The sequence below is a fragment of the Shewanella oncorhynchi genome (assembly GCF_030848765.1).
GTDB classification, from domain to species: Bacteria; Pseudomonadota; Gammaproteobacteria; order Enterobacterales; family Shewanellaceae; genus Shewanella; species Shewanella oncorhynchi.
This window is the reverse complement of the sequence record NZ_CP132914.1, coordinates 87,672-103,888: the sequence shown is the minus strand read 5'-3', so window position 1 is coordinate 103,888 and position 16,217 is coordinate 87,672. Positions and strand designations below refer to the sequence as shown.

General features: G+C 46.4%; 17 protein-coding genes. 4 read left to right on the top strand and 13 right to left on the bottom strand.

The features are described 5' to 3' along the window. Positions 1 to 79: 79 nt before the first annotated feature. Entirely contained in the window at positions 80 to 1,903 is a 1,824-nt protein-coding gene (locus tag RA178_RS00480; protein WP_306684077.1) for a glycerophosphodiester phosphodiesterase, read from the top strand. Positions 1,904 to 1,910: 7 nt separating this feature from the next. Here the strand turns inward: RA178_RS00480 and RA178_RS00475 are convergent, their stop codons facing one another. After that, the gene (locus tag RA178_RS00475; protein ID WP_263173717.1) at positions 1,911 to 2,342 is read right to left on the bottom strand and encodes a hypothetical protein; all 432 of its coding nucleotides are present in this window, start codon (positions 2,340 to 2,342) and stop codon (positions 1,911 to 1,913) included. Between the two features lie 381 nt (positions 2,343 to 2,723). Between RA178_RS00475 and mtnC the strand changes: the two genes are divergently transcribed. Continuing rightward, positions 2,724 to 3,404, top strand: a complete 681-nt coding sequence (gene mtnC / locus RA178_RS00470) for an acireductone synthase (protein ID WP_105253037.1) — start codon at positions 2,724 to 2,726, stop codon at positions 3,402 to 3,404. 105 nt (positions 3,405 to 3,509) lie between these two features. Here the strand turns inward: mtnC and RA178_RS00465 are convergent, their stop codons facing one another. From RA178_RS00465 to RA178_RS00440, 6 genes are all read right to left on the bottom strand, one after another. After that, positions 3,510 to 4,601, bottom strand: a complete 1,092-nt coding sequence (locus RA178_RS00465) for a hypothetical protein (RefSeq protein WP_306684074.1) — start codon at positions 4,599 to 4,601, stop codon at positions 3,510 to 3,512. A 269-nt stretch (positions 4,602 to 4,870) separates the two neighbouring features. Then, positions 4,871 to 5,257, bottom strand: a complete 387-nt coding sequence (locus tag RA178_RS00460) for a carboxymuconolactone decarboxylase family protein (protein ID WP_306684072.1) — start codon at positions 5,255 to 5,257, stop codon at positions 4,871 to 4,873. Positions 5,258 to 5,466: 209 nt separating this feature from the next. Beyond that, entirely contained in the window at positions 5,467 to 5,823 is a 357-nt protein-coding gene (locus RA178_RS00455; protein WP_306684071.1) for a MerR family transcriptional regulator, read from the bottom strand. Positions 5,824 to 5,826: 3 nt separating this feature from the next. Beyond that, positions 5,827 to 6,222 (bottom strand): GFA family protein, encoded by a 396-nt coding sequence (locus RA178_RS00450; protein ID WP_105250932.1) that lies wholly within the window; start codon positions 6,220 to 6,222, stop codon positions 5,827 to 5,829. Positions 6,223 to 6,247: 25 nt separating this feature from the next. After that, on the bottom strand, positions 6,248 to 6,826 hold the full coding sequence (locus RA178_RS00445; protein ID WP_263202565.1) for an NAD(P)H-dependent oxidoreductase: 579 nt from the start codon (positions 6,824 to 6,826) through the stop codon (positions 6,248 to 6,250). A 67-nt stretch (positions 6,827 to 6,893) separates the two neighbouring features. Next, a complete protein-coding gene (locus tag RA178_RS00440) occupies positions 6,894 to 7,253 on the bottom strand; it encodes a MerR family transcriptional regulator (protein WP_263192160.1) in 360 nt (119 codons plus the stop codon). A gap of 194 nt (positions 7,254 to 7,447) precedes the next feature. Between RA178_RS00440 and RA178_RS00435 the strand changes: the two genes are divergently transcribed. Both RA178_RS00435 and RA178_RS00430 read left to right on the top strand, forming a co-directional pair. Beyond that, on the top strand, positions 7,448 to 7,876 hold the full coding sequence (locus tag RA178_RS00435; RefSeq protein WP_106651727.1) for an acyl-CoA thioesterase: 429 nt from the start codon (positions 7,448 to 7,450) through the stop codon (positions 7,874 to 7,876). Positions 7,877 to 7,937: 61 nt separating this feature from the next. Further along, complete coding sequence (locus tag RA178_RS00430; protein ID WP_306684068.1) at positions 7,938 to 8,201, top strand: GNAT family N-acetyltransferase; 264 nt, start codon at positions 7,938 to 7,940, stop codon at positions 8,199 to 8,201. Between the two features lie 21 nt (positions 8,202 to 8,222). On the opposite strand, the gene RA178_RS00425 is transcribed toward RA178_RS00430, so the two are convergent. The 6 genes from RA178_RS00425 to RA178_RS00400 form a co-directional block, all read right to left on the bottom strand. Beyond that, positions 8,223 to 8,771: an HPP family protein gene (locus RA178_RS00425; protein WP_131524567.1), complete on the bottom strand. Its 549-nt coding sequence runs from the start codon at positions 8,769 to 8,771 to the stop codon at positions 8,223 to 8,225. 123 nt (positions 8,772 to 8,894) lie between these two features. Then, positions 8,895 to 9,305, bottom strand: a complete 411-nt coding sequence (locus tag RA178_RS00420; protein WP_263183921.1) for an acyl-CoA thioesterase — start codon at positions 9,303 to 9,305, stop codon at positions 8,895 to 8,897. 125 nt (positions 9,306 to 9,430) lie between these two features. Then, positions 9,431 to 11,887, bottom strand: coding sequence for a toxin-antitoxin system YwqK family antitoxin (locus tag RA178_RS00415; RefSeq protein ID WP_306684066.1), 2,457 nt, complete (start codon positions 11,885 to 11,887; stop codon positions 9,431 to 9,433). Positions 11,888 to 12,029: 142 nt separating this feature from the next. Continuing rightward, positions 12,030 to 13,838 carry an AMP-dependent synthetase/ligase gene (locus RA178_RS00410; protein ID WP_198573882.1) on the bottom strand — a complete coding sequence of 603 codons (1,809 nt, stop codon included), beginning with the start codon at positions 13,836 to 13,838 and terminating at the stop codon, positions 12,030 to 12,032. Between the two features lie 192 nt (positions 13,839 to 14,030). Beyond that, positions 14,031 to 15,347: an ABC transporter permease gene (locus RA178_RS00405; RefSeq protein WP_306684063.1), complete on the bottom strand. Its 1,317-nt coding sequence runs from the start codon at positions 15,345 to 15,347 to the stop codon at positions 14,031 to 14,033. Then, positions 15,344 to 16,207 (bottom strand): ABC transporter ATP-binding protein, encoded by an 864-nt coding sequence (locus tag RA178_RS00400; RefSeq protein ID WP_306684062.1) that lies wholly within the window; start codon positions 16,205 to 16,207, stop codon positions 15,344 to 15,346. The genes RA178_RS00405 and RA178_RS00400 overlap by 4 nt, the downstream gene beginning before the upstream one ends. Positions 16,208 to 16,217: the final 10 nt, after the last annotated feature.

Genomic DNA, 16,217 nt, shown 5'->3' with positions numbered 1-16,217 from the left:
AACATTGCACGAATGACTAACCGTCAACCAGAAACGCTGCTAAATTACAGTCCTAAACTCGCACGATTAAGGAAGCTGCATGCTCAATCCTGAACACAGTTACTGGCATGACACGCTTAAAGCCATTCGTCGCTGCGGTAGAAAACTCATTGAATTTGAACTGTTATTCACCTTAGTGTCGGCGGGTATTATCGTCCCGCCTTTTGGCTGGCTACTGCGCCATCTGATTGCCAAAACGGGCAATGTCACCATCACCAATTACGACTTAATCGCCTTCGCCATGTCTCCCTATGGCTTGCTGTTTATGGTCATTACTCTATTCAGCAGCTTTACTGTGTTTTTTACCCAACGTGCTGGAGTCACGATTCTCGCAGCATCTGGGTTATACGATATTCCCATTGGCCCAGTGCGGGCGCTGATTTTCGCGACAGCGCGCTTACCCGTATTTATTCGCCTTGGTAGCATTTATGCAGCTTGCTTACTGCTGCTCAGCGTACCTTTTATCGGGTTAGGATATCTGATTTTCAGCGTGTTTCTACAGGGACACGATATTAATTACTACTTGTATTTCAAGCCCATAGACTGGTATCTCGCCTTAACGAGTATGGCCTTCTTAGCGATAATCTATGTCCTTGTTGCCTTATATCTGTGGGCCAAAGCGGCCTTTTCACTGACGATTATTGTGAGTGAAACGACCGATGCTTTGACGGCACTCAAACGCAGCTGGCAATTAAGCGTAGGCAATGAACGCCCGATTATGTGGCACGCTGCGGGTTGGTGGTTGAGGATAGGTGCTTTGGCGTATCCCTTAATACTGCTGATCTCCTGGGGAACCGATAGCTTACTCGATAGGGTTACGCTGACACTTTCGACAGAATTAGCCATATTGGCCCTCGTCTCTGCACTGATTTTTATGCTCAGCGCGGCATGGTCCTTACTCGGAATGTTTGGGGAAGCCTTTATCATCTTGCTGTTATACCGCCAACTGGGAGAAAAACCCGCAGGGTTAGAACGCCTTGGGCGACAAACGGTAAAAAGAACGTCTGAACTGTCGATTTATACGATAAGCGGGGTGTTGATCGGCACTTTTTTAATCATGTTGGGGTTAGGGGTATATGCCCTCAATAGTGAACCACAAAGGGATGACATCCTGATTACTGCCCACCGTGCTGGCGCTGCTAGGGCACCAGAAAATACCCTTGCGGCTTTGCGTTTAGCGATTGCAGAAAAGGCGGATTATGCCGAAATCGATGTGCAAACGGCATCCGATGGCACCTTAATGGTATTGCACGATGCTGATTTAATGCGCATAGCGGGCGATTCTAGGCGAGTTGCCAACCTCAGTGCGAGTGAAATACAACAACTTGATGCGGGGAGTTGGCACAGTGCCGCCTTTGCAGGTGAATCCGTACCAACACTACTAGAGATGCTTAATGAGGCACGCAACAAAATCGGTTTGAACATTGAGCTTAAATATAATCAAGCCGATCCCAGCTTGGCACAGGCCGTTGTCGCCTTATTGCAACAAGAGAAAATGACACAACAAGTCGTCATTACATCACTCGAAGCAAGAGCCATTGAAGAAGTGCAACGACTCGACCCTTCCATTCACACTGGCCTTATCGTAACTCAATCCATTGGCGATCCCATTAAGGCGAATACACAATTCTTAGCGGTCAATCAATCGATTACTAACGAAAAATTTATCGCCCGTGCACACAAAGGAGATAAGCAAGTGCATGTATGGACAGTAAATAATCCACGGCAAATGCTGCGCATGTTGGCGCTGGGAGCCGATGTGCTCATTACCGACTATCCGCAGGAAGCCGTGGAAATCCGAGAACAGTGGCTCGCGTTATCCCCTGTTGAACAAACGGCGCTGCGCCTACGCTATGTTCTGTAAATTCTGCTTATTTACTCAACCTCGCCTCGAAGCGCTTAGCTCTGCGTTGGAGCAACCAAAAAAGGCTTAACACCCCAAATGAAGCGGCTAAAGTGGTCAGCGTTAGTGCAAAACCTTTGAATGAAAAAAGGTTTAAAGTAAAACCATCTAATACCAGTACCGCCAAGCCAAGGGGCATTTGGATAAGCACAGCGGTAAACCAATCGAAGGGAAGTTTAGGAAAGGTCCTGTGGTAAGCATAAAGCACTAAACCTGCAAGCAATATCAGCAAACTCGCATCATGAGCCGCCAATAAAAGATACTCCACACTGTTATGCGAGATGTGAGGCACCGCACTCAACATGTCCAACATATAACCTGCGCTGGCGACCAATGAGAAGCTGATAAAACTCAATAAGGCTAATAGGATACCAAAGCCAAGTGCGGGTAAATATTTCATGTAAGGTCTCTCTATTCACAGGTGAAATATGCTGTCTCGTCTCCCGAAAACCACAGCATGCAAGGTATAAAGGAGTAAAGAGACTTTAACTACAATAGCAGCCTAAATTTCCCTTAGCTATTAAGACCATAGTCTTATGTCTACCACAAACTTGTGCGCAATAAACCAGATGAAATCCAGTAACAAGTTAGTGTTTTCTCAGATAATCAGTGGATAAGCTTTTAAAATTACTAGATTAATCAAATTTCAATCTTATCGCTTAGTGATATTACCCACAATTTGCCCATGTGTTTGGGTGAAATAGACTAGCCAATTTCACCAATAACGCTTAGGATCGGAGTTGCATTTTTTAGCCAACATATTGTGGAGTATCAAAACATTATGGGTATCAGAGCCATAGTCGTAGACACAGCAGGCACCACGACAGACCTAAACTTTATCCAAGATGTACTATTCCCCTATTCTGTCAAAGCCTTGCCAGACTTTTTAGAACAGAACCAACACAATGTATTGGTTGAAAACTGTATTTGTGACACTAAAGATATCGCCCTAGAGCCTGAGGCTGACTTAGCGCGTGTAACTGAGATCCTGCAACAGTGGGTCAACGAAGACCGTAAAGCCACGCCACTTAAAACCTTACAAGGGTTAATTTGGAAACAAGGCTATGCCCATGGCGAATTTAAGGGCCATATCTTCCCGGACTTTATTGAAGCGGTGAAACGTTTTAGCGCACAAAACCTGCGTATTTACAGCTTTTCATCCGGCTCAGTCGACGCGCAAAAACTGTTGTTCGGCCACAGTGACGGCGGCGATTTAACTGAAATGTTTAACGGCCATTTCGACACCCGTACGGGCAACAAATTAGATAAGCAGGCTTACTGCAATATCCTCAACACTATCAGCTTAAGCCCCAAACAAGTGCTGTTTGTGTCTGATGTTATTGAAGAATTAAAGGCTGCTGACGCTGCGGGTATGATGACCTGCCAAATGGTTCGCGACAGCAAGCAACGCACTGGCGAGTTCCGCAAAATCAGCAGCTTCGATGAGCTGCTGATTGAATAATGCGATTGATGAATAACGTGATGGTTGAATAGCACGATAGTCAGCTCAGGCTGATTTAGCCTATAAAACGAAAGCGACCTTGTGGTCGCTTTTTTATTAATTGACTCAATTGCCCTTCACCGCCAGCGGAAACGCGGCCGAGATACATTTTTCCACCTCAAAACGATAACCATAATCCGCATTCTTATCGGGTGTGATCAACAAAATCTCGTAATCATTTAATTCAATCACATTCGACTCGGCAGGCTTTTTACAACGCGAGCGGCCATTGGCTTCAAGTGAAAATGCGAACGTAGCTAGCCATTGCCGCACTAAGTACTGATATTGAGTTCGCACTGAGGCGTAGGCCTTTTTGCGATCTTCCTCTTCCAGCTCGCTGTCATCATTACTATTCTCAGCCTTGCTCGATTTATCGCTTTCAGAGTCAAGAGCAGTCTGAGTTAGCTCTACAATCGGTACCGTCAGCACATCGGTCGCATCCGGCAACCGTCCCGATTTAGGCTCGCGAGGCGCATGCTTAGCGGCTTCTTGGGGAGAGGTAATAAAGTTGCCAAACGAGGTTTCAATGCGCGTCTCTAAATCAATTAACAGGCTCAAGTGATACAAAACCACAGTCGCTAGCACGATACGGATCAAAAAAGTCGTTTTACGGAATGAAGTATGCGAGGTAAGCCGTAACGATTTGACACCTAAAGGTTTAAGCAAAAAGATCAATATTAAATAGATAGGAATAATCAACTGTAATGCCAGCAGCACGATAGCGCTTACCATCAAAAACCAAGCGGGCATATAGAGTAAAATCGCTAAGTTATGGGTGTAATTGAGATCGCTTGCTGAGACCCCAACCACTTCGTTGACTATCGCGCCAGACCAGCCCAAAGCAAAGTTGGCAATCATCGCATAAAACAGCAACAACACAGCTTTGCCCGCCAAACTGTGCCAAACCCGCTCGAACACAGGCCAAAACTCGATGGCCATAGCGATGACGGCAATCACAGCGACCAACCCCATTAACTCACTACTAAAAGCCAATATCAAAGCAATAAGATACAGCTTTTGCGCAAAGGATAACTTAGCAACCCCTAGGATAAGACAGCGCCAGAACTTGCCCAAACCTAAACGGATTTCACTCAGTGATGGTAAGCTGAGCTTTCGCAAGTATTGGCGAGCCGAACCAATGTAACCGATTAAATTCATTATTCTTTTACATTCCATTGAAATAGTAAGACGGGCAACATTTGCCACTGTAATGTGCAAAGCACAGTGATGGCAACTGTGCCACTCAATATCGGTACATTGGTCACTTTGGCTATCTCTAGCCAAAGTCGAACGTTCTGTTTAGAGTCGAATGAAAGCCCTGCAACACCCCATCGCCCGTTTAAATCCAACTAAAATGAACTTGAGAGAGGAAATTAAAGCGGCCTTATGGTCACTTTTGCAAATCGATAAACCTGACTCAGGACTAACTAAACGACGCTTAACTCCCGCTCAGAAAATACGGTTTTAGCGGCAAACATGCCATTAAGTGCAGCAGGAAAGCCAGCATAAACCGACATTTGCAATATCACCTCAACAATTTCCTGCGGCGTACAACCCACATTCAATGCGCCATTAATATGTACGTTTAACTGTGGCTGGCAATGCCCTAGCGCCGTGAGTGCGGCAACTGTCACTAGCTCCCGCGTCTTAAGGTCGAGCCCTTCACGCTGATAAATATCCCCAAAAGGATATTCGATAATGTACTTGCCTAAGTCAGGGCAAATATCGGCAAGACTGCGGATGACTTTCTCCCCCGCCTCACCGTCGATTTCAGTCAGTTTAGCGAGGCCCTGCACATATCTTTGATTACTCATTTTTAGCTCCTGTTGGATTAAATCACAGCAAGCAGCCTAAACCTTAGAGTTAACTCTAAGTCAATGGTTCATTGATGGATGACACAGGCAATGCGGATCAGTAAAACTGGCCCTCTGTTTTGCCCGCCGACTAGAGACACAAGCAAGCAAATAGAAAAGTAAATAATATTAGCTTTTTAGCATTTAACCACAAATGTTAGCGACTGAGCTTAGCCACTAAAATGAGTTTGGTAATAGTGAATTTTTTGCTTAAGGGCAGCCAAATGCTCCTGCTCTTGGCGAATACGCTCAGCCAATTGTGTTGCATGTTGCTCGAGCAACTGCTGTCGCTGGCCAGCGGTTGCATCGCCTTGGGCACGCAACTCGGCATAGGTCAATATCTGCTTTAACGGCATGCCCGTTTCTTTTAAGCGATTGATAAACCCAATCCATTCCGCTTCTTTCGCCGCATAATCACGATGCCCGCTGCCATTTCGAACGACAGACTGCAGTAGGCCAATTTTCTCGTAATATCTGAGCGTATGCGCCGACAGTCCTGTGAGTACAGCAAACTGACCTATATTCATAATCTAACGATCCGCAGGATGGTTAACGCCATCATTCGTGGGCACATTTTCGAGATCGAATGGGTTAACCCCTTCGAGGCAACCAATGTTGTAACCATACTCATGGGGATTGGAACGTCGCTGGTGATGGGTGTAAATACCGCAGATAGAGCAGAAGTAGTGTTTGGCAGTTTTGGTATTGAATTCATAGAGTTTCAGCGCATCCTCCCCCTTGAGGATCTTAATCCCCGCCAGCGGCACAGAGCCAACCATTGCGCCCTTACGGCGACAGATAGAGCAATCGCAACGGCGTGGATTTTCGATGCCATTAGGCAATGACAACTCCAATACCACGGCACCACAATGGCAGGACGCTCTGTGTTTTGGCTGAATAAGAGTATTGCCCACTTGTTTAATCACACCCCACTCCTTGTTTCGCTAGATTCTATAAACCTAAATTCCCCAGCCGCTGCACCAACGCTCGCCATTGTTGCAATTGCGGCTCCTTAGCACTCATCACTGGCCCCAACATATTGGATTTAGCCCGCTTAAAACCACTAAATACTAAGGTGGCGGTATCAAGCTGTTTGAGCGCGGGAGCGCCTTGAAACCACTTGTAATACCAAGGCGGCGTGTCCATGGTCATGATAATTCGCGAAGTTTTATGGCGCAGCAACTTAGCGGGTATCAATTTTCCTTTCTCATATTGAAATGCAAATCCAGATAAAAATGTCCTATCGATTAAGCCTTTAAACTTAGCAGGAATACCGCCCCACCAAATCGGGGTGACAATCACCACATGCTCCGCCCACTGGATATTCGCTTGAAACGTCTGCAAATCGGCTTCGAGTGGCTGAGGTTGACGATAACCATAGCTCAGATTCGGGTCAAAATTCAGCTCAGCTAGTTTGACGATTCTCACTGAGTGTTTATCTGCCGCCGCTTGGGCATAGGTTTCAGCCAGATGCTCACAAAAACTCTGCGCCTTAGGATTACCACAGATCACTAAAATCTTTTTTGCCACGATGAAACTCCATAACAGTCACTGTGACAAATAGCATAAACTCTGCCCCTAAGGGGAGAGTCAAGACCTAAGGTAACAGCTGCGATTCACAGGAGGTGAGCCCATCAATACAGGCATCTAACTGAGTGACTTTATGTTCTAACTCACTTATCTGGCGTAAAAAATCCGCTTTAATACCCAACAAAAAAGTCTGCACTGTGGCTAACTGAGCATGCTTATCGCCTTGTTCGAGTAAATCTTTTAGTTGGGCAAGCTTAATGCCGAGGGCTTTGGCCTCTTTGATCAGCAACAACAGCCTAATATCCGCCGCACTATAAATACGATAACGCCCCTGACGTGCGGGAGTGTCGATGAGCCCCCACTCCTCATACAAGCGAATCGCTTTTATCGACAGCCCTGTTTGCTTTGCCGCTTGTCCAATATACATAGCTCAACCTAACCCTTTAAAGACATTACTCATATCGGCATTGCTTGCCATTATCAGCCACAGTATCAGCTTAGGCCAAGACTTGTCGCAGCAATCTTATGCTGCTAGTCTGGCCGCTTAAACGAGCGTTTTAACTTGGGATTTTTATCATGGGATTTAAACAACAGTTGCAAGAAGGTGTACAAGAACAGGCAATGGAAAAGTTTCTCGCACAGCATCCTATAGTCACCGAAATCCCCGTCGCTTGGGGCGAAATGGATGCCCTGCAACACGTGAATAATGTGGTGTATTTCCGCTATTTTGAAACGGCACGTATCGACTTTTTTAATCGCCTCTTCCCACTAGATACTCTGTATAAATCCGGTATTGGCCCCGTAATCAGCGAAAATCAGGCTCGCTATAAACGCCCAGTGACTTTCCCCGATACTTTATTGGTAAGTGTTAGTATTAGCGATATTCACAGCGATAGATTTACCATGCATTATCAGGCTTTTAGTAAACAGCAGCAGGCAGTAACGACGTTAGGTACTTCAGTCGCGGTGATGTTTAACTTTAAAACGGGCAAAAAAGCCGAGTTACCAGCAGAACTGCTGACAATTCTCAAACAACACGAAGTCGCTTAGGCTATTCAAATCAATAACGAATTGCCAGCACACTTTAGGCCATACCTTGAGGGAAGCATGTATGTTAGATAACGAAAATATCGAGATCGCCATTGAACATCAACAGGATAGACAGCGTTTTATTATCCCTGTCGATGGCTATGAAGCCGTGTTGGAATACCGATTATCAGGCAAGGATATCGATTTTAGCCGCACCTTTGTCCCCAACGAACTGCGCGGTAAAGGCCTTGCCGAACGCTTAGTGCGCCACGGCTTAAAGTGGGCTAAAGGCCAAGATTTTACTATCCAAGCCAGCTGCTGGTATGTACAGAAGTTTTTAAAATAGGCAGATTTAAGAACAAGTTCGCTAAATCCAATAAACAGGGTAATGGCGCTTGGGATCGGTGGAGAGGTTATTGACCACCAGCGCGACCAGTAAGAGTAATACTGAGCCGAGGAACACTGGCATTAACGCGTAAAGAAAGCCAAGTTGATGCACGTTTTCACCGCCAATCACGGCAATCAATGCCGTTGCGCCGCCCGGAGGATGAAGAGTGCGAGTCAGGTACATGAATGCGATAGACAGGGATACCGCTAAGGCGCTCGCCAGCACCACATAATCGCCACACACTTGGTACACTGCGACCCCAATTAAGGCCGATAACACACTGCCACCAATCAAGTTACGCGGCTGAGAAAACTCCGCCAGCGGTGCACCGTACACTAGCACTGCCGACGCGCCGAACGAGCCAATGACAAACATAGTGTCGACGAGGTTTTCACTCATATAATTTGCGAGACTCGCGACCAAGTAAATGCCACAGAAAGCCCCAACCCATGACCACACAATCTTTTTAAGTGGCTGTCTTGGTGGACAAATGTCCTTCGATCGCATGCGGGTAAAATAGAATCTCATGGTTAATCCGAACCGATAAAAATTAAGCGATACAGACAAGTGATCTGCATCACAGTTAGCGGGTCGACAAATTAACCCTTCAGCAGCGCAATTGCAATTACGCTGACCGAAAGAGTAAGCAGACTAAGCGCTTTCACCATTCAGATTAGCGAGCATTTCGCGGATTTCTTCAGGAATCGGGCGGCTTTTTTCACTGCTGTAATCGTAATGTACGAGTGTGGTTTTTACTTCGGCGGTCTTGTTGCCCGCTTGCCAACAGGTTTGGGTCAGCTCGAAGCTGCTATTACCGATACGGCTGACATAGGTTTTTACTGTGACACTCTTGCCATAGTAAGTCGGCGCGATAAATGCCACGGTAAACCCCGCTACGATTAAGTTCCACTGATGTAAATCCAGCTCAGGATTAAAAATCTCAAAGATTGGCGTGCGCGCCGCTTCGCACCATACGGGGATAACAGTGTTGTTGATATGACCTAGGCCGTCGGTTTCTGTAAATCTTGGATTGATTTCGAGACTGTATTCTGTGGCTGACATGCAAACTTCCTTTTTATTATTTTATGAATGGAAGAGCGTGGTGATTATCGCAATGAAACCAACCACCAAACTCATTCATTATCCTAAGCCAAACAGGTTCTAGCCACTAGCCCAAACCTAGCATTTTAAAACTGACAACTCGCCGTTTCTGGGGTTTGCTTGCCGTTAGCATCGTACTTTTTAAGGCATTCAGCCTTACCCATATCATACATTTTCTCGTATTCTAACTTGCCATTTTTATAAGACTTATACACCCCATGAGTTTTTGGGTTCTCTAAGTGATAAATCTTACGGCCCTTAGTGATATGTGAGTAATCGGCAAAACCCGGCTCTTCGGAATAGATGACACCGTTAATGTAGCGCTTGTGGATCACATGCTGTTCATCGATACGCAGCATTTCATTCGCTATCTTGCCATTCATGTCGTAACACACTTTATCCACGGCATAATTGCTATCGAGGTCTTCAATACAACTCACGGCACCATTATCAAAGTACTCGCGCTGTATACCGCAGCGCGCAATGGCGTTATCCCAGAAATAAGGTTCACCGTTCCAGGTTTCGCCTTCTTGCTGGCAGTAGTTCCACAGGCTTCTTAATTGGCCATTAGGATAGAAACTGTAATGGGGGCCAGAGACACGGTTATTCACTTGGTGACCATATCGGGAGAGTGAGTAACCACCATCAGTGGAATAACTGATACTTGGGCCGTATTCCTTACCCGCTTTGTACGTTTTTAAATTTAATAAACGGCCATTGGAATCAAACTGATATTCTTTATCTACAGCGCCATTGGTGTAATAAGCCAATTTATACAAGGAGCCGCTGCTATGATATTCGCGCTGCTCACCGTGTTTTATCGATGAAATTTCTTCATTTTTACCATTAATCACCCCTTCACAATCATCTGAGTAGGGATTCTCACGCATAATACATTCATCGTGCGAAGGCTTAAGCGTCACCGCTTCATTGAATTTATAACTCGTTAGTTCAGTCAGCTCACCGTTCTGGGGATTAAAGCGCATTTGCTGACCATCCAACTCTCCTTGGCGGTAATTAGCGATATCCACCACGACATTAGGACTTGAATACCAAATACTCTGACCATTAAGGCGACCCTGCTCATAATGACGGGTATTAAACATCAGATTATTTTTGTCGAATGATTTAGACTCTCCTTGACGTAAGCCATTGACATAGTTCACTTCGGTACGAGTCCCATCTTCGGCTTTAAATACCCAAAGGCCAGTGCGTTTTCCGGCAAGATAGGCGCCTTCACCAACTTGATCACGGAAATGTCCGCTCGTCACTTTATCGACCCAAGGACCTTGTTTGACACCCTTTTGATATTGGCCTTTGCTGCCATCAGCCTCAAGCCACTCGCCATCTTTTACGCCATTAAGATAAATACCTTTTGCCACTAATCGCTTATCGCCTTCTGCACTGGAGTCATAATCGGGCTCATAGACTTCGTAGGGGCCGTCGAGCACATCCTGATTGTAATGGGCAAAACCAAAGTTATCGGCCTCATCGAACATCGACTGTGCAATCCATTTACCTTGCTTTTTACCGTCAAGATATTCGCCTTCCCAATAAATGGCTTGGTTCTCTGTCTCCATCCACTTACCGACTTTTTTGCCCTGTTTGTAGTTACCAGAGTAAACCACGCTACCATTGCGACCATCGTAGGCCGCATACGGGCCATCAAGCACGCCTTGGGCATAATGACTTTCACTGGCAAGCCCTGCCCAAGTACTCGCCATGCTCATACTCATAAAATCGTAGGATGGGCCAGTTTTAGGGATCACGGCACCACCACTTTTAAGCCAATCAAAGTCATCGGCCTCAAAGGCCACGCTCACCAATACAAAACTGCCATCTTCTTCACTATATCCACTGCGATCAAAGGTGGTCACAAGGCTATATTGATGCTCATTACCTTGGGCATCTTTATCTTTACGAGTGAGTGGATAACGTAATTTATATTCGACGGCTGTCTTCACATCGACGGGGGAACCTTCGGAATTACGATAACCCACTAAGGTCGGCTTGAGCTTAGTAGAACCATCGACAATCGCTTTAATGGCGGGATCTTCAATCGCGTCAACATCATAGGTCATACGATATTGTTGCGGCGGAATTTGGCTTAACACTTTGCGAACGCTACCCACGGTAAACGAGGTTAAGGTTGGTGCCACTTCATCGAGCACAACCTGTAGACGGGGGAGTTTTGTGAGATCATCTCCTTCAAAACCATAGCCCCGTAAATGCTGACCATCGGCATCTTTAAGCATGACAACCACTTCTTTGGTGCCACCTTTATCAAAATCGAGGTAAAAAACCGCAACCACTTCAGCAGAACCATAATCATCAAGACGCACGCCGGGCGCATCGCCATAGAGCATTTCGCCCCACACTTTATGATCTTTTTGATAGAAATTGAGCCATTGCCCGTTAGGCAAGTCCACTGGGCCATGGACGATTTTGTCGTAATCCTCAGCGTCAGCTGCAGGAATGACAGTTAAAGAAGATAACAACACCGCACTCGCTGCAGTGAATAAACTACGAATCGAAAGTTCCATTTAACTACACCTTTTATACCGACGCCTCGCGCCTCATGCGCACCAGTAAACGGGGCGAATTTTAAGCGAAGAAAAGCACTTCAGGAAGTAGTAGATAAAAAAAAGGCCGCTTCTGCGGCCTTTAGCAACAACAACTTAACAATTAATTGTTGTACATAGCATTTATTTCATGGGCGTATTTATGGTAAATCATCTTGCGGCGCAGCTTGAGCGTTGGGGTGATTAAACCCGCTTCCATCGAAAATGCTTCAGGCAACAGAGTGAACTTTTTAATCTGTTCAAAACCGGCCAACTCATGCTGTAACTGCTTTAAGCGTTGCTCAAAATGCTCAACCACATGACTATGGCGCAGCAATTCTAAAGGTGACTCATACTTCAGCCCTTTGTCCTTCGCCCACGCTTCCAGTGACTCAAACGCAGGCACAATCAAGGCGGTCACATAATTACGCGCATCGGCAATAATCGCCACTTGCTCGATAAAAGGACAACAGCCCACGGCGCCTTCAACCCTTTGCGGCGCGATATATTTACCGTTGGAGGTCTTCATCAATTCTTTAATACGATCGGTAATAAATAAATTGCCGTTCGCATCGAAACGCCCTGCATCGCCGGTTTTTAACCAACCATCCTCAAACGCAGCGGCGGTATCTTCAGGACGATTGTAATAGCCGCGCATCACAGTCGCGCCGCGGACTAAAATCTCATCGTCCTTACCTAACTTAATTTCGGTTTCCAGCAAAGGTTGTCCATTGGAACCTGGCACTCGATTACCTAAGGTATTGCAGGTCACAGTCGCGTTAGTTTCTGTCATACCGTACCCACAAAGTACCGGAATATTAATCGCATGGAAGAAACTACCGACATTCACATCTAAGGCTGCGCCACCGCAAGGCATAAACTTCAAACGGCCACCGAGCACGGCTTGCAGCTTGCTATACACCAGCTTGTGCGCCAAACGCCATTGCAGCGACAACCACAATCCGCCCTTAGCACGACCTTGGCCTACTTCGAACTGACGTTGGCCAACGCGCATCGCCCAAGCAAACAACTTCTTACGACCGTCGGCTGATTTGGCGACTTTATCTTGTACGGCGCTATACACTTTTTCGAGGAAACGCGGCACCACACACAAGGTATGTGGACGCACGGCGCTAATCGCCTCTTTCACTCTTTGGGTATTTTGCAGATAGACGTTATGGCCGCCACGGCACAAGACGTAGAAACTCCAACTGCGCTCAAATACATGGCTCAATGGCAAAAATGCCAAAGACACATCGCCAGAATGGAAGGCCAATTTTTGATCGTGCTGGCGTATGGTAGACGCCATATTACGGTAATCCAGCATCACGCCTTTAGGATCGCCCGTCGTGCCGGAGGTATAAATTAAGGTCAGTAAATCATCGAGATTTGCAGCTTGTAAACGCTGATTAAGCTCGGCTTCTTGCTCAATGTTTAACTGAGTGTCACCCGCCAGTAGGGTATCTAGATGCCAATGCTGATTGGCCTTATCGGCAGCGAGTGTCACGCTGGCATCGAATACAATCACATGCTCTAGGCTTGGGCATAAGGCTTGCAACTCACACGCCATAGCGTATTGCTTAGCATCGTCAACAAAAATCACTTTAGCAGTGGCGTCGTTAACGATAAAGCTCGCCTGTTCGACGGTACTGGTGGGATAAATTGGCACTACAACGGCGCGAGTTTTGAGAGTGCCGACATCGGCACAAGTCCACTGCGGGCAGTTTTGCGCCAGAATAACGCAACGGTCTTGCACTTGTACGCCAAGTTCGATCAACACTTGTGCAATTTTACTGCTGATTTGGTCGAAGGCTTGCCAACTCACCTGATACCAAGGAGCGGCCATTTCAAAACCTTCCAGCGCTACTGCGTCTTTTAAAGACTCGCTCTGCTGCTGTAGTAGTCGAATAACATGATATTGATCGAGAGACATAAGAGACTCACCTTTTTAGCTTACAAGTGTACCGCTTTTGCAGCATTCTACCTGAAGGCCAAATAAAAACTAAGAGTTTTTGCTCTAATGTTGTGCAAATGTCGCCCAAATCACGCTGTAAATAGGCTTTAGCGGCGTACCACTCTTAGTTTCACTTACTTGCCAGAGCGAACAAAATTTAATCTCGAAACGTCAACATGCCCTCATAACATCACCTTTCCAGAGGGTTTTCTTGCCCCAAATCAGTACCGCTTGCCCAAGCAGTATTAAGAGTAGATCCCATAGCAACCAATTAGTTAAATTGCCGCCATCACGTAAAGATGTAAGGCTGATAGACACCCACAGGGAATGCCCCGCGACGACCATCATAGTGAGCGTGATATGCAAAACTCGGCGACACATACAGCCAAAACCTAACGTCAAAGCGCAGGCCCAGTAAGTGCTGAGCACCAGATGACCCACTAACTGCATATTCAGATCACCATTGAGCCAGCCCAACAGCAGACTACACGCCAGCATAATGCCGACGACCACATTCAGGAGTCTTTGCTGTCCAAGGCAAAATGCCGCTATGAGTCCTTTTCGACCATCAAACCCTGGCATCAACAATAAGGTTTCTGTCGAGCGCGAGCGTTGCACTCGGCTCCAATGCACCAGCGAACAACTAATCACGCTGAACTGCGCCAAAAACAAGAATACTGGGATATTCAAATGAAATTGATGCGACAACAGCCCAAGCACTAAGGCTAATATAGGCAGTAATAACAATAGAATGGTGAGCATAGGGCCAATAAAGAAATTGGTGGGATGCAAATAACGCTCAAAGCGACTCAAGATACGCATCGATTGTAGATTGGGCAGCCAGAACCAGCCCATTTCGAGACCATTGAGATATACCGTCCTCGCCTCAGCGCGCCAAGGTAAAACACGGCATGCACGCGCAATCAGCATACCTAAAATCAGCAGGGCAATAGCACTTAGCCAAAGGGGAATGTGCTCTGCAATCAATGGGATAAATGGCATTAAGACAAAGAGCAAAAACGAAGCATAAAACCACTGAGTGCTGAGTAAACAAAACCAAATAAAAGTTAAACTCATCACCAAAGCCAGCACTAAGCTCGCTAGGCTAGCCGTCAAACCTAAAGCCAAACAGAACAAGACTCCTATGCCAAAAACGCTAGCTAAAACAGTGACACTTTGAATGTAGATATGGCGACGATAATGGGGAATTAACTGTGCGCATTCATTCGCCATCAGACGTATGAGTTGCCATGCAACCGCCGCCGAGCTTGAGATAATCCCCATAGAAAACAACAGTTCAGCACTGTCATTTTTACCATAAACTGCGGCGATACAAGCTAAGATCACCCCCAGTATAGCCGTACCTAAAAAGCTCACACTGCCGATATCAAAACACCAAAAGCGCAGCATGCCCTTGAAAGGATTCATTCGTGGACTCGTTCTTTCGCCCTTCGCGACTTGTCTCTGCTTATGGTGCGCCGCACTCATCTGTGTAGCTCCATAAACAGCTGCTCCAAGTTTAAGGCCTCATTCTTTAACACACCTGATATTGACGCGCTGTGCTCACCTAGATCCACCAGCACTGAATCGCCAACACGGCTCAGCACTGTAATTGACTCGGGCAACACCGTTTCGGGCACGAGTGTTAACAAACGCACTTCTTCACGCAGGGCATCGATTTCCTTAAACAGCACTAACTCACCCTGTTTAATCAATGCCACATGGCTGGCAACTCGCTCTAGATCTGAGGTGATATGGGATGAAAACAGCACGGCAGAGCCAGATTCGAGGGCGAGATCGAACAAATCGACCATAAATTTGCGCCGGACTATAGGGTCGAGGCTGGCAACGGGTTCATCGAGGATTAACAACTCAGGACGATAGGCCATCGCCATAATCAAGGCTAGCGATTGCCTTTGCCCAACCGATAAACGCTGCACCTGTTGGGTCACATCTAACTCGAAACGCACCAACCAATCTTGCTCTAATTGCATGTCCCAATTGGGATAAAAGCTGCGGTGTAAATCGAGGGCGCGTTCAATGGTAAAACCTTCATAACCAAAAGGTTGCTGCGGTACATAACCTAAACGCTCCTTTGCCTTTGAGGTTAAATTTTCGGGCGTTTCGCCTAGGGTAACAATACTGCCAGAATCCGGTGTGATCACACCTAAGGCACAGCGCATTAGGGTCGATTTACCCGCCCCATTTTGCCCCAATAACCCCACCACCATACCCGCCGACAAAGTTAACGATAAATCCTTAAGCGCCCACTTTTCGCCCACGCCTTTACCGCGAAAGACTTTATTCACTCGGTTAAATTCAAGTATTGGCGTGCGCTCTTGGTCCATCGAATTTCAT

Excerpts from the sequence above, each read along its gene's own strand:
- RA178_RS00480 (WP_306684077.1), top strand. The coding sequence starts at position 80 with ATGCTCAATCCTGAACACAGTTACTGGCATGACACGCTTAAAGCCATT.
- RA178_RS00475 (WP_263173717.1), bottom strand. The coding sequence starts at position 2,342 with ATGAAATATTTACCCGCACTTGGCTTTGGTATCCTATTAGCCTTATTG.
- mtnC (WP_105253037.1), top strand. The coding sequence starts at position 2,724 with ATGGGTATCAGAGCCATAGTCGTAGACACAGCAGGCACCACGACAGAC.
- RA178_RS00465 (WP_306684074.1), bottom strand. The coding sequence starts at position 4,601 with ATGAATTTAATCGGTTACATTGGTTCGGCTCGCCAATACTTGCGAAAG.
- RA178_RS00460 (WP_306684072.1), bottom strand. The coding sequence starts at position 5,257 with ATGAGTAATCAAAGATATGTGCAGGGCCTCGCTAAACTGACTGAAATC.
- RA178_RS00455 (WP_306684071.1), bottom strand. The coding sequence starts at position 5,823 with ATGAATATAGGTCAGTTTGCTGTACTCACAGGACTGTCGGCGCATACG.
- RA178_RS00440 (WP_263192160.1), bottom strand. The coding sequence starts at position 7,253 with ATGTATATTGGACAAGCGGCAAAGCAAACAGGGCTGTCGATAAAAGCG.
- RA178_RS00435 (WP_106651727.1), top strand. The coding sequence starts at position 7,448 with ATGGAAAAGTTTCTCGCACAGCATCCTATAGTCACCGAAATCCCCGTC.
- RA178_RS00430 (WP_306684068.1), top strand. The coding sequence starts at position 7,938 with ATGTTAGATAACGAAAATATCGAGATCGCCATTGAACATCAACAGGAT.
- RA178_RS00425 (WP_131524567.1), bottom strand. The coding sequence starts at position 8,771 with ATGAGATTCTATTTTACCCGCATGCGATCGAAGGACATTTGTCCACCA.
- RA178_RS00420 (WP_263183921.1), bottom strand. The coding sequence starts at position 9,305 with ATGTCAGCCACAGAATACAGTCTCGAAATCAATCCAAGATTTACAGAA.
- RA178_RS00415 (WP_306684066.1), bottom strand. The coding sequence starts at position 11,887 with ATGGAACTTTCGATTCGTAGTTTATTCACTGCAGCGAGTGCGGTGTTG.
- RA178_RS00410 (WP_198573882.1), bottom strand. The coding sequence starts at position 13,838 with ATGTCTCTCGATCAATATCATGTTATTCGACTACTACAGCAGCAGAGC.
- RA178_RS00405 (WP_306684063.1), bottom strand. The coding sequence starts at position 15,347 with ATGAGTGCGGCGCACCATAAGCAGAGACAAGTCGCGAAGGGCGAAAGA.
- RA178_RS00400 (WP_306684062.1), bottom strand. The coding sequence starts at position 16,207 with ATGGACCAAGAGCGCACGCCAATACTTGAATTTAACCGAGTGAATAAA.